This is a genomic window from Malaciobacter mytili LMG 24559 (assembly GCF_003346775.1).
In the GTDB taxonomy this organism is placed as follows: Bacteria; Campylobacterota; Campylobacteria; order Campylobacterales; family Arcobacteraceae; genus Malaciobacter; species Malaciobacter mytili.
In genome coordinates this window covers 1,735,419-1,749,124 of sequence record NZ_CP031219.1, presented here as the reverse complement: position 1 = coordinate 1,749,124, position 13,706 = coordinate 1,735,419, and the positions used below count along the sequence as shown (strand labels likewise).

The 13,706-nt window shown below is 25.3% G+C and carries 13 protein-coding genes; 7 read left to right on the top strand and 6 right to left on the bottom strand.

Translation table 11 applies throughout. From position 1 onward, the window contains the following. Nucleotide 1: 1 nt before the first annotated feature. Nucleotides 2-2,200 carry a flagellar hook-length control protein FliK gene (fliK, locus tag AMYT_RS08550; protein ID WP_114842132.1) on the bottom strand — a complete coding sequence of 733 codons (2,199 nt, stop codon included), beginning with the start codon at nt 2,198-2,200 and terminating at the stop codon, nt 2-4. Between the two features lie 96 nt (nt 2,201-2,296). Between fliK and fliW the strand changes: the two genes are divergently transcribed. The 7 genes from fliW to ftsZ all read left to right on the top strand — a co-directional run bounded on the left by fliW (nt 2,297) and on the right by ftsZ (nt 9,783). Continuing rightward, nucleotides 2,297-2,671 (top strand): flagellar assembly protein FliW, encoded by a 375-nt coding sequence (fliW, locus tag AMYT_RS08545; RefSeq protein ID WP_114842131.1) that lies wholly within the window; start codon nt 2,297-2,299, stop codon nt 2,669-2,671. A gap of 78 nt (nt 2,672-2,749) precedes the next feature. Next, nucleotides 2,750-3,097: an arsenate reductase (glutaredoxin) gene (gene arsC, locus AMYT_RS08540; protein WP_114842130.1), complete on the top strand. Its 348-nt coding sequence runs from the start codon at nt 2,750-2,752 to the stop codon at nt 3,095-3,097. Then, nucleotides 3,097-3,450, top strand: coding sequence for a hypothetical protein (locus AMYT_RS08535; RefSeq protein WP_114842129.1), 354 nt, complete (start codon nt 3,097-3,099; stop codon nt 3,448-3,450). Before arsC ends, AMYT_RS08535 begins: the two co-directional genes overlap by 1 nt. Continuing rightward, the gene (locus AMYT_RS08530) at nt 3,450-5,738 is read left to right on the top strand and encodes an AAA family ATPase (protein ID WP_114842128.1); all 2,289 of its coding nucleotides are present in this window, start codon (nt 3,450-3,452) and stop codon (nt 5,736-5,738) included. The genes AMYT_RS08535 and AMYT_RS08530 overlap by 1 nt, the downstream gene beginning before the upstream one ends. A 59-nt stretch (nt 5,739-5,797) precedes the next feature. Next, nucleotides 5,798-7,258, top strand: a complete 1,461-nt coding sequence (locus tag AMYT_RS08525) for a peptidylprolyl isomerase (RefSeq protein WP_114842127.1) — start codon at nt 5,798-5,800, stop codon at nt 7,256-7,258. A gap of 3 nt (nt 7,259-7,261) precedes the next feature. After that, complete coding sequence (gene ftsA / locus AMYT_RS08520) at nt 7,262-8,653, top strand: cell division protein FtsA (protein WP_114842126.1); 1,392 nt, start codon at nt 7,262-7,264, stop codon at nt 8,651-8,653. Further along, the gene (ftsZ, locus tag AMYT_RS08515; RefSeq protein WP_114843172.1) at nt 8,653-9,783 is read left to right on the top strand and encodes a cell division protein FtsZ; all 1,131 of its coding nucleotides are present in this window, start codon (nt 8,653-8,655) and stop codon (nt 9,781-9,783) included. The genes ftsA and ftsZ overlap by 1 nt, the downstream gene beginning before the upstream one ends. A gap of 18 nt (nt 9,784-9,801) precedes the next feature. Here the strand turns inward: ftsZ and AMYT_RS08510 are convergent, their stop codons facing one another. The 5 genes from AMYT_RS08510 to AMYT_RS08490 form a co-directional block, all read right to left on the bottom strand. Beyond that, on the bottom strand, nt 9,802-10,182 hold the full coding sequence (locus tag AMYT_RS08510; protein ID WP_114842125.1) for a heat shock protein transcriptional repressor HspR: 381 nt from the start codon (nt 10,180-10,182) through the stop codon (nt 9,802-9,804). A 1-nt stretch (nt 10,183) separates the two neighbouring features. Then, nucleotides 10,184-11,071 (bottom strand): DnaJ C-terminal domain-containing protein, encoded by an 888-nt coding sequence (locus AMYT_RS08505; protein ID WP_114842124.1) that lies wholly within the window; start codon nt 11,069-11,071, stop codon nt 10,184-10,186. A gap of 107 nt (nt 11,072-11,178) precedes the next feature. Further along, entirely contained in the window at nt 11,179-12,666 is a 1,488-nt protein-coding gene (locus AMYT_RS08500) for a PAS domain-containing sensor histidine kinase (protein WP_114842123.1), read from the bottom strand. 1 nt (nt 12,667) lies between these two features. Continuing rightward, nucleotides 12,668-13,285 (bottom strand): chemotaxis protein CheX, encoded by a 618-nt coding sequence (locus AMYT_RS08495; RefSeq protein ID WP_114842122.1) that lies wholly within the window; start codon nt 13,283-13,285, stop codon nt 12,668-12,670. 11 nt (nt 13,286-13,296) lie between these two features. Continuing rightward, entirely contained in the window at nt 13,297-13,662 is a 366-nt protein-coding gene (locus AMYT_RS08490; protein ID WP_114842121.1) for a response regulator, read from the bottom strand. Nucleotides 13,663-13,706 lie beyond the last annotated feature (44 nt).

The window sequence follows — 13,706 nt, the reverse complement described above, 5'->3', positions numbered from 1 at the left end:
TTTAAGCCCTTATATCAACCCCAAAGCCAAAATTACTATTTTGTTCATAGATACTTTTAACTTCTTGTTTTTTTTCTTCATTTTTCTTTAAATCAATTAATTTTATATCCATAGGGATAAGCCCAGCAGCATTTAATGATTGTTTTAAAGATGTTAAATTTTCTCTTATTAATTTTTTAAAACTGTCTCTTGAGGCAAAGATTGTTAAATCGAGTTTATTTTTATCATATAGTCCTAAAAGTAACTGTGTTTGTCCATAATCTTTAAGTGTTAAATTTATCTCACAGTAAAACTTCTTTTCATTTGTTTTTTTCATTGAAATAGAACCATCTTCTAGCATATCCCATAAAAAAGGAAGATAAACATAATTTGAATTTGAAGTTAGGGAAAGAAGTTGATAATAATCCACTTGAAATAGAAGTTTATCCACAGCTTTTGAAGTTTCACTATTTTTATCTGGAATCATATCTTGCATTTGTAAAAGTACGCTTTTCATATCTTCTTGTAAAATAGAGTTATCAGGTTTTGATAAACTTGTAGTTGTAAGAACTCCTTGTTTAATAATATCTTCTATTTTATCTACTGTTTTTAAAATCTCATTTTGAAGATTTGTTGCATTAGGATTTGAAGAAATATTTGTAATATTTTCCTTTAAATTTAAAAGTAAACTATTAATATTAGATGCAAAATTACTTTGAAATGAGGAGATGTTATTATTTTGAACTTGCAACATTTTAAAATCTGTTGGAAGCTCTATTTTATCGAAAAGATTTTGTATATTTAACAGCTTGTCAATTACTTGATTTAAAACTTTTGTTTGTATTGTATTTGTAAATAAAAGTTCATTTTTTAAAAGATTTAAATTCTCTTTTATTTGAGTTAATAAAGCAGGTTTTTCATTTAAAATTGGCTGATTATTTTGTATTTTATTTTCTAAAGTACCTATTTCATCTGTTAGATTTTTTAATTGATTTACTAAATTAGAAATATTTGAATTTAATGAAGAACTATTTTTTAATTCATTACTATTTAAAAATTGTTGCAAAATATTTTTAGGTTCAAGTTTTGCTTCTTCTAAAAACATATCTTTCATATTTAAAAGATTATCTATTTGAGATAAAAGCTTATTTGGTTCTATTGCTTTATTTGATAAAACTTCACTTTTTAATTGAAAAAGTATTTGTTTTGTTTGATTTAAAATTTGAGATTTCTCATCATTTAAATTTATATTTGAATTTTGTGGAGTTTGAATTAACTCTTGTAATTTTGTAGTTAAAAATTCAATTGTTGGTGTTTTTATACTTGGGGCTTGGAAATCTAAATTCATTAGTATATTTTGTAAAGCTTGTTTTGTTTCAAGTTGGCTAAAATCATTGTTTGGTAAAGTATTTATAGTTCTTAGTAAATTTGTAGCTTCAAAATTTTTATTTAAAGATAATTGAGATTTTATTTGCTCTACTAGGTTTTTAATACTATCATTTGTAAAAGTATTTTGAAGTTTTGATTCAACTAATTGAGCTTCTTGTGTAATACTTTTTAGTTGATTTGTTAAAATATTTAAATTTTGTGTATTATCTTGTGTTAAATTTTTTGAGATATTTTGCAAAAGATTTATTACACTTTTTATATCTGTTTGAATTTGATTTGGTGTTTGATTTGGCGTTGAAACTAATTTATCAATTAATTCATTAATCTGTTTTGCTTCAGGAGTATTTATCTTTTGAAGTATATTTTTTATTTGATTTAATAATTCATTTACTTTTGGTGGTAAGTTTGAATTTGTAGCTTTTTCTAGAATTTTTGATTCTAAAAATACTCCTGATTTCCCTATTAAATCTTTTAAGGTATTTTCATCTAAATTATCAATTTGAGTTAAAAATGATTCTAATAAGGGTTTAAATTTAGAAAGTTTTTCATCATTTTGTAATTGGGATACTAAGGTTTTTAAAGTTGCTGTAAAACTGCCTAAATCCTTAAATATAGAAGAATTTTTTAAAATATTTTGAATAGTTTCATTACTTTTATTTCCACTTTTAATATCTTCAAAAAGATTTTTTAATACCTCTTTCATAGAAGTATTATTTTTAAGCATATTAGTTAATTCTTTATTATCTGCTTCTTTAAGTACCTCTTTTAGCACTTTATTATCTTGGTTTGGTAAAAGTATATTTAAAAGTGTATTACTATTTCCTATTAACATAAAATTAAGTATATCATAAAATTATCTTCTTTTATCAAATTGACTTATACAATTTGTTTTTGTAAAATGCTTTAACTTTATAAAAAGGCAAAACTTATGGAATATGAAGTTGTAGTTACTATTGATGGATTTGAAGAGGAAAAGAGTTTTATTTTTGAAAAAATGGATGATTTTTTTTCAATAATAAAAGGAGTTGAGACAAATAGTACTATTAGACTAATGAGTTTTGGAGCTTTAAAAGCTTTAAATTTTGAATTACCTCAAGAGTTTAAAACTAAGCTTGATATACAAAATATAGAAGAAATCTCAATATACTATGTTTTTGTCTTACAATCTGCTACTAGTGAAAATAGTTTAAATACTTTTGCTCCAATTATTACAAATAATAGGACAAAGAAAATGGGACAAATACATTTAGACTTAAAAGAGCTGGGTTTAGAAGGCTTAAATGACCTTCTTCCAAACTTTTAAAATATTTCAAAATGAAATAATTTATATTGTATAAAATTTTTTTTGGTATAATCTTTTAAAATTTAACAAAGGATTTATATGCAAGATGTGACAATTTGGCACAATCCAAGATGTTCAAAATCAAGAGATGCTTTAAGTTTTTTAGAAGAGAGAAAGTTAGATATTAAAATTGTAAAATATCTTGAGTCTCAACCAAATGAAAAAGAGATAAAAGAGATTTTACTTATGTTAGGAATATCAGCAAAAGATTTAGTTAGAAGCAAAGAAGAGCTTTTCAAAGAACTAAATTTAAAAGATGCAAGTGAAACTGAACTTATTAAAGCAATGGCACAATATCCAAAATTAATTGAAAGACCAATTGTAATAAAAAATGGAAGTGCTGTTATTGCAAGACCAAAAGAAAAAATTGTAAAGTTATTAGCATAATGCATGAAAAACAACAACGAATAAGATATATAAGAGTTTTAGAAAAATTTTTTAATAGAACTCTTTCTTTATTAAAATTAGAAAATTTTGATAAGCAGTTATTTATACAAAGAACTAAAAAAAATTATGAAGATATGAATAGGGTAAGTGCTGTTGAACTTCACTCAAACTATTTAACTCAATTAAAAGATTTTATTAATAAAACTATGTATTACACTCAAGAACACTCTTCTTCTTTTGAAGATGAAAGAGCAACTTTACTTAAAGATGCAAATTTACTACAAAAAGAAAAAAACAATAAAAACTATAAAAAAGATAAGCATAAAAAACATAAATATAATGATGGATACTAATGGAAGAAGAAAAAAGGTTTAAGTTATCAGGAGTATTAAAAAAAGTTTTTTATAAAAATGAAGAAACAAAATTTATCACAGCAGTTTTAGAAAATAATCAAAGAGTTTGTGGCGTTTATTTTGATACTGATATAGAAAAAATTGTTGGTGAAGAGATAGTTATGACTGGTAATTGGGTAACTCATAAAAAGTATGGAATACAGTTTGTTTTTGATACTTTAGAGATAAAAGAAGCAGAACTTTTTTTCTTTCTTACTAAAATTGTAAAAGGTATTGGTCAAAAATTTGCAAAAGAGTTACTTGATAAATATGAAGAAGAAGAGTTAATAAAAATCTTAAATGAAACTCCTGAAAAACTACTTGAGTTTAAGGGGATAAAAGAGAAAAAACTAAATACTATTGTAGCTTCTTGGCAGAAATTTCAACATTTAAGAGAATTAGGAAGTTTTTTATCTAAATATGGAGTTACTTCTACTTTAATTACTAAGATTTATTCTAACTTTTCTGAAGTAGAAAACCTAATAGAAAAAATAAAAGAAAATCCATATATTTTAATAAATATAAAAGGAATTGGATTTAAAAAAGCAGATGAAATAGCAAAATCATTAGGAATTGATGAAAAATCAGAGTTTAGAATAATGGCTTGTTTAAATTATACTTTAAGAGAATTTTGTGATAACAATGGAAATTCATCTATTGATAAGTACCATTTATACAGGCTTTTAGATGAAGCTTTAAGATTTAATAATCAAGAACTTTTATATGAAGATTGTATTGTTCAAATGTTAGCAAAAGAAGAACTTTTTGTAACAAGTGAAAATAGAATTGCTCCTTCAATGCTTTATTATGCTGAAAAGAGAATTTTAGAGTTTTTTAAAAGAAGAAAAGATGAAAGACTTTTTAGGAAAATTGTTGCAAATTTAGATGAATATCTTTTAAGAAAAGAACAGACTTTAGGCTTTAAATTAAGTCAAGAGCAAAAAAAAGCAGTTGAACTTATAAATGATGGACAAAATACACTTTTTTTAATAGGATATGCAGGTACTGGAAAATCAACTTCAAGTAGGGCAATTTTAGAGCTTCTTGAAGAAATAGTTGGTTTTGACGATATTATTACTATTGCATTAAGTGGAATTGCAAGCCAAAGAATATCAGATACAACAGGCTATACAAGTTCAACAATTCAATCTTTATTAGTAAAACATAAAGAGAAAGATTTTTTCCCTTATAAAGTTATACTTTTAGATGAAGCTTCTATGGTAAACTCTGTAACTTTTTATCAAATAATTTCAAAAATTAGTGATGATACGATTTTTATAATAGTTGGTGATGATGGGCAATTACCTGCAATTGGAGCAGGGAATATACTTTCTGATGCTATTAAATACGAGTTAGCTTCTATTTGTAAACTTACAAAAATTTATAGACAAAATGAAAATCAAGCAATTGCTGTTATTGCAAATGATATTAGGCAAGGAGAAGTACCTGAATATAAAGAAGATTATGAGGATTTTAAATTTATAGATGTTTCTATAAATAATTATTATGCTTTAAAAAACTCAGTTTCTTCAAATGATTTTGCCTCTTTAAGATTAGAAAATTCTGATATGATTTTGCATAATATTTTAAATATTTCAGCTTCTTTTATTGCTTCTTTTTATACTTTAATAAAACAAAAAGATATTTCAAAAGCCTTGATTTTATTTCAAGTTATTACTCCTATGAAAGGTGGGCTTTTAGGAGTAGAAAATCTAAATATTCAGCTTCAAAGATTATTTAATAGTTCAAGAGAACAATCTTATAAAGCAAAACTTTATGAATATAAATTAAGTGATAAGGTAATTCATATTAAAAATGAAAATATGAAATGTCAAACAATGAGTATGTATAAATCAAACTCTATTGATTTTATTGAAAGAAGGGTTTTTAATGGTCAATTAGGACTTATTATAAAACTTGATTTTGAAGAAAAAAAGTGTATTGTTTTATATCCAAATGATGATATGGTTGTTTTTTATGATTTTGATGAATTAAACTCTCTTTTATCATTAGCTTATTGTTTAACAATACATAAAACTCAAGGAATGGAATATGAAAATGCTTTAATTCCTATGAGTTTTTCTCACTATATTATGCATAATACTAAACTTTTATATACAGCAATTACAAGAGCAAAAAAAATGTGTTATATTGTAGGTGAAGATGATGCTTTTAAAAGTGCATGTAAAAGAATAGAGACAACTAAACGAGAATCTGTTATAAATGATTTAATGCAAATTAGCATTTAACATAACTAAAAGCAACTTTTATGTAATATATTTATAAAAAATTTAGAGGAATATATTATATGTTAACTTGGATGCAAAGACACAAAAAATGGCTAGTTAGTACTATTTGGATTAGTACAATAGCATTTGTTGGTGCAGGATTTGTTGGTTGGGGAAGCTATGACTTTGGTAAGTCAGGTGGAGCAGTAGCAGTTGTTGGAGACAGAACTATTACAATTGATGAATATCAAAGAGAATATTCAACTCTTTATGAACAATACGCACAAATCTTTGGAAAAGAGTTTAATCAAGAAATGGCTGATAAGTTAAAACTAAAAGATGTAGCTTATAAAATGGCTATTGAAAAAAATCTTATTTTATCTTATGGTGATGAATTAGGCTTAAGTGTAACTAATGAAGATATTGCAAAAGAATTAGTTAAATATGAAGCTTTTATTAAAGATGGAAAATTTGATAAAGATACTTATATAAAAGTTTTAAATAGAAATGGTACAACAGTAAGTGAATTTGAAAACTCTTTAAAAAGAAATATTTTATTACAAAAAGTTGAAGAATTATTTCAATTAAAAGCAAATGAAAATGAAGTAAAAGCTTTAAATGAATTACTATTTTTAGAAGATAATATTGATGTAAAAGTTTTAGATATTAATAATATTGAAGTATCAAACTCTTTAGAAGAAATTAAAAAATATTGGTCAGAAAATAAATTGAATTATATGTCAGAAAACTCTTATGATATTGATTATGAAGTTATTGCTTTAAAAAAAGGTGAATACTCACAAGAAGAATTAAAAGATTATTATGAAAAATTTAAAAGTGATTATAGAAATACTGATGATACAATCAAAACTTTTGAAGAAGCTTTAGATGATGTTAAATTAGCTTTAGATTTACAAGAAACAAAAAAAATTGCATTAAAAGAATATATTAAATATAAAAAAGATGAAAAGAAATTTTCTAAAAACTCTATTATTTTCCAAACTGACTTATCTTTTGGTGAAAATAATAATGATATAATTAGTTCAAAAGAAGGAACTTTATTTAAACCGTTTTTAATTAAAAATGAGTATGTTATTGTTAAGCTTAATAAGAAACTTCCTCCAAAAGAGTTAAGTTTTGAACAAGCAAAAGAAAATGTAACAAAAGATTTTATAAATAATGCAAAATCTTTAAAATTAAAAGCACTATCTAAGAAAGAGTTAGCTAATTTTAAAGGTAAGAATATAGGTTGGGTAAACAGAAGTTCTGTTTCTAATATAGAAGGTTTAAACCAAATGGAAGCAGCACAATTCTTTAACCAATTATTTAGTGTAAATAATAAACTTGGAGAGATTAATTTAGGAAATAAAGTGGTACTTTATAAAATTAATGATTCAAGATTTTCAGCATATGATTCAAAAAGAGATGAAAGTGTAAGAAGAACACTTGAAAATCTACAAAATACAGAGTTGATGACAAATCTAATAAAAAGTTTAGAAGATAGATATGAAATTCAATCTTCATTAGGTACAAAGGAATAATCATTGAGCAGTAAGACTCTTTTAGCTATTGATATTGGTTCTTCAAGTATAACTGCAGTAATTGCTAAGAATAATTTAGATGGTAAGATTAATATATTAGGTACAGGAACAAGTAAAAGTGAAGGTATAAATAAAGGGTCAATTACTAATATTGAAGTGGCTTCAAAAGCTATTAAAAATGCAGTTAATATAGCAAGAGGAAGTACAGCAGAAGTAATTGATTCTTCAGTTGTATCAATCTCAGGAGCATATACAAAAGGATTAAGAAGTTTAGGTTCAGTTAATGTTCCAAATGGACTTATTACTGAAACTGAAATAAATCAAGTTATGCAAATGGCTTTATATAATGCAACTATTATTCCAGAATATGAAGTGGTTCATGTACTTCCTATTTTCTTTAAAGTAGATGATTCAAAAGATGTTGAAAACCCTTTAAATATGAATGGTTCAAGACTTGAAGTATCAGTTTATATTGTTACTGCAAAAAGAACTGCTTTAACTAATATAAAATCTGCTTTAAAATCAGCTGGGATTGAACTTACTAATTTTGTATTAGATGGATATGCAAGTGCTATTTCTTTACTTGATGAGCAACAAAATAAATTTGGTTCTACAGTTATAAATATAGGAGGAACTACTACGGAGTTTGTCTCTTATAAGGGAAGTGCCATTATTTTTAATGGTTTCATCCCTGTTGGTTCTAATCACATTACAAATGATTTATCTGTAATGTTACATACTCCTCCTAATGCTGCAGAGATGCTTAAAGTAAAATATGGAAATCTTTTAAAAATAAATGAAAATGATGATTTAGCTATAAAAAAAGTTAAAATTCCAAGAATTGGTGATGAACAAAATACTTCGGAAGTCTCTTTAGAGCATATTCAAACAATTATTCATGCAAGAGTTGAAGAGATACTTGTCCTTATTAGAAATAAGCTAAAACAAAGTGGAATACAAGAGAATATTGGTGCTGGAATTGTAATAACTGGTGGAATGAGTCAGCTATCAGGTATTAAAGAACTAGCAATGAAAGTTTTTGAAAATACTCCTGTTAAAATTTCAAATCCTATTAATATAAAAAATGGATATATGAATTTTGATGATCCAACAATGTCAACTATTGTTGGTTTGCTATTTTATTCTTTAAATGATAATAGAACTTATGAGTTAGATTCAAATAAGAATTTAATTAAAAAAGCTATTAAAAAAGAAGAACCTATTGTTACATCTATAGTAAAAGAAGAAAAGATTATTGTTAAAGATGAAAAAGTAAAAGAGAAAACAACTAATACTTTAGAAAAAGAAGATACTACAAAATTACCAACATTATCTAAAAAAGATAAAGGTAAAGGTATGTCTAGATTCTGGAGCAAAGTTTCGGAGTGGTTTTAATGGATAGTTTATTTAATGTGGATGATATTACAGTGGAAATGCCTAATCAAACAATTGGAGATAATATAGCAAAAATTTCAGTAATTGGAGTTGGTGGAGGTGGTTGTAATATGATAAACCACATGATACAAGAAGGAACTCACAAAATTGATTTAATTGCTGCAAATACAGATTTGCAAGTTTTAAATATTTCAAAAGCACCTAAAAAAATCCAACTTGGTGTAAAACTAACTAAAGGATTAGGTGCTGGAATGAAACCTGAAGTTGGTAGAGATTCAGCAGTTGAAAGTTATGAAGATATAAAAAATGCCCTAAAAGGTACGGATATTATATTTATTGCTGCTGGACTTGGTGGAGGTACAGGAACAGGAGCTGCTGCAATTATTGCAAAAGCTGCAAAAGAAGTAGGGGCCTTAACAGTTTCTGTTGTAACAAAACCTTTTACTTGGGAAGGTAAAAAAAGAGCAGGGTTGGCAAATCTTGGTCTTGAAGAACTTAAAAAAGTAAGTGATTCTATAATTGTTGTTCCTAATGATAGATTATTGGATATTATTGATGAAAATGTAGGTATGAAAGATGCCTTTAAAATAATTGACAATATTTTATATCAAGCAGTTAATGGAATGAGTGAAGTTATCTTAAATCCTGGAAATTCAGATATAAATACTGACTTTGCTGATGTTAAAACAATTATGCAGCATAAAGGTATGGCATTGATGGGGATTGGTAAAGCTAAGGGTGAAGATGCTGCTCAAAGAGCTTTAGAAGATGCTATTGATTCACCACTTTTAGATAAAGTATCCTTAAGTGGGGCAAAGGGTATTTTAATTCACTTTAATATTCACCCTCAAGTTTCACTATTTGCTATTAATAATGTTATGGGTTCAATTCATGATAATATTGACTCAAATGCAGAGATTATTTTTGGTACAACATCAGATAGTACTTTAGAAAAAGATGAAGTTAAAATTACTATTGTAGCAACAGGATTTGAGTCTAAAAATGATATGAATGATGATTTAGAAGATAATAAACCTGAGACAACTAAAGTTAATTTATCAGTAAATGATGAAAACTATTTAGATATTCCACCTTTAATGAGAGACTACGTAGTTCAATATCACTTATAAAATAGATGAAGAGTAGTTTTACTCTTCAAATATTACAATATCATAAGAGCTTTTTTTAATTACTAAGGCTTTTGAATCAGGAACTACCCCAAATCTATTAGCTTCTCTTAATCTTTTTTTATACTTATCAATATCTTCTTCTAGTTTTTCTATTTTATTATTAAGCCTTAAAATTAAATCAACTCCTGCAAGATTTATTCCTAATTCTCTTGTTAGGGTTAATACATATTTTATATGGTCTATATCTTTTTGTGAATATAATCTTATTTTACCATTTGTACGAGAAGGTTTAATTAAACCCTCCCTTTCATATTGTCTTAATGTTTGTGGATGTATATTAAGTATTTGTGCTACAGCTGAGATTAGATAAACAGGCTCATTATAAGCATTATTTTTCATATTAATCCTTTGGTAGTTTTTCTTGTAACATCTCAACTAAATCTTCATCTAACTCTTCTATTTTAGGTAATACAATATTTGCTTTTAGATAAAGATCACCTTTTATATTTGTGCTTCTATTTAAAACTCCAAGCTCTTTAACTCTAAACTTTTGATTTTGTTTAGTATTTTGTGGAACTTTTAAAGTTATTGTTTTATGAATAGTTTTTATTTCAACTTTTCCACCAAATAAAGCAGTTCTTAGTGAAATATCAAAAGTTTTGATTAAAGTATCATCTTCTCTTTCATATTCAGGACTAGAAGCAACATTTACTTTAATAATCAAATCACCTCTTTTAGAACCTAAAGCTTTTCCTTTACCTTTTGCTCTAATTTTTTGTCCATCTTTAATTCCTTCTGGAATTTTAATATCAAAAGACTCATTATTAATAGATATATGTTGTTTCCCTCCTAAAATAGATACATCAAACGCAATAGTAATTTGTGCATTCATATCCAGGTCGGGTTCTTCATATCCACCAAAACCGCTACTTCCAAAACCATTTTGACCAAAGGCACTAGAAAAACCTCCAGCAAAACCTCCACTTTGACCAAACATTTGTCTTAATATTTCATCTAAATCAATTCCAGAGCCTGCTTGACCTCTTGCAAAATCATGGAAATTTTGCCCTCCAAACATTGAATCTCCATATTGATCATATTGTTGTTTTTTCTTAGGGTCGCTTAATACTTCATAAGCTGCATTTATTTCTTTAAATTTCTCTTCTGCTTGAGGATCTTTATTAACATCTGGATGGTATTTTCTTGCTAGTTTTCTATATGCTTTTTTAATTTCATCCATTGTTGCTTTATCTGAAACCTCAAGTGTTTCATATAAACTTTTTGCCATAAATTCTCCAATATAATTGTTTGTATTTTGATATTATTATATCATAAAGTTGAGTCAAAGTCAATCAAGTTTAAAGAAAGGTTTTAGCATGATTGACTACAGTATGCTTAAAGAGGAAGCTCAATTATAAAGTTTGCACCTTTATAAGTTTTATTTTTATAGTTATATTCAATGTTTTTTGCATAGATTTTACCATGCATGCTTATTTCAATTAATTGATGTGTCATATAAAGTCCAAGTCCAGTACCAACATCTTTATGTTTTGTAGTAAAATAAGGCTCAAAAATTTTATCAATTATATCTTCTTTAATACCATCTGCATTATCTTTTACTTCGATAATTACTTTGTTTCTTTTTACATATATATCAATAAAAATAAATCTTTCATTTATATCTATTTCTTTGTCTAAAAAAGCATCTTTTGAGTTATTTATAATATTTAAAAAAGCTTGTGTTAGTTCATTTGGAAAACTTTTTATAACAATACTTTCATTACAAGTAATTATTAATTCAATTGATTGATTTTTTAACATTCCTTCTAAAATTAGAATATTTTTAAGTAAATTTTCTTTTATATCAAATTTAACTTTCTTTTTATCACCTCTTAAAAAGTCTCTAAAATCATCAATTGTTTGAGATAAATGTTTTGAATTTCTAATAATTGCTTCAATAGATTCATCAAAAATATTATCTGTTAAAATATCTAATTCTTTATGCATTTTTATACCACTAGCTGCTGTACTAATTGTGCTTAAAGGTTGTCTCCATTGATGGGCAATATTTCCTATCATTTCTCCTAATGCAGCCATTTTTGTTTGTTCTAAAAGAAGTTTATCTTTTTCTTTTAATTCTGTTAAATTTACAACTGTTAGGATTTTAAAGTGTTTATTTTTTAGTTTTGTATCTTTTATTTTAATTAATGCAGGAAATTTATTTTTTTCTTTTGTTGACATAATAGTTTCAATAGCTTTATCATCTAAATATTTTAGATTTTTTAGTGAATCTTTATTTATAAATTCACTTATTTCTTTATTTATAATTTCCTCTTTTGAACTATAATTAAAAAGGTCTAAAGCGATTTTATTAGCATTTACACATTTATCATTTTCAAATAAAAAAATAGCTTCAAGAGTTGCATTTAAAATAAGATTTATCTCTTCCAAAGAGTCTTCTAAATGGTTTTTTGTTTTTTCTAATTCATAGTTTATTTCACATAATAAAGTATTATCATAGATATATAAAACAACTAAACCTTTTTCTTTATCATAAGGAGTAATTGTAACACCTTGTTGCATATTGTCAAATACTTTATTTGTAACTTTACTAAGCTCAATAGTAAGTAAATATTTATTTATCCCTGTATGATAAAAAGTAGAAGAATTTAAGGCTAATGAAGCTTTGATTTTTCTTTGTAAAGTTTTTTTATTTATTTCTGGAAAAAAGTCTATTAGATTGTTTTTTATAATTTCATCTGCTTTTATATTTGTTCTTGACTCTAGCCAGTTATTCCAAAAGTAAACATTAAGTTCTTTATCTAGTATAATTACCCCGTTATCAACAGTATTACAAATAAAATCAAATTTTTTAAAAGCCATCTTATAACTCTTCTAGTATTTTATTTATTATTTTTTTTATATAATCTATTGATTTATCAGTAGTTAATATAAGTAATTCCCCATCAATATCTAAATCTTCAAACTTTAATCTTGTAGAGATAATAATTACATTTTGATATTTTTCAATAAATTGATTATCTAGTTTTGAAATTGTATCAAGAATTTTTACATCTGGTGGAGAAAAAGATACTGATACGTGCATATCTTCAGCAAGTTTACTAATAGTAGATGAAGATAGGATATTTGTAATTTCAAGTATAATATCACTTAATTCATTATTTGTAATTTCATCTTCTTCTAAACCAAATTTTAAAGCTATATTATAAGCTGATTCTTTATCAATAACAAAAAGGTTTTCTCCTGCAATTACACCATTTATTTGTTGCATACAAACAAAATGAGCAGAATCCAAACACACTTCTTTACTTAAATAATCTTTTAATTCTTTTGTTTTTATTATCTCTATTTTAGGAATACTTAAAGTTGCAAAAGCATCAAGAATTTCTGTAATAGCCGCTGTTGCAGAACCATATGCTATATTCATTAGTTCTTGTAAACAGTCTTTTTCATCTTCATTTAAAATTTCTTTTATATTCATTTTCTAACTACTTAGTTAAATATCTTATTTAATATAAGTTTTACTTTATCACAATTAATAGGTTTTTTGATAAAATCGATTGCTCCAAGTTCTCTAACCTTATCCATTGAAACTTTTTGAATATCAGCAGACACCACTACAATTTTAGCACTTTTATCATATTCTTTTATTCTTTTTAATGCTTCAAATCCATCCATTACGGGCATAGTTAAGTCTAAAAATACTATGTTTATATTATTATTTATATATATTTGTAATGCTTCTTCTCCATTACAAGCTTCATAAATATCAAATTTTTTATCTACTAATAAATCATTTAAAGTCTTAATTACTATTTTTCTTGCCATTTTTGAATCATCTGCAATTAATATATTCATATTTTTAAGCCTTATTTTGTAATTATTCTATCTTAGATAATAAA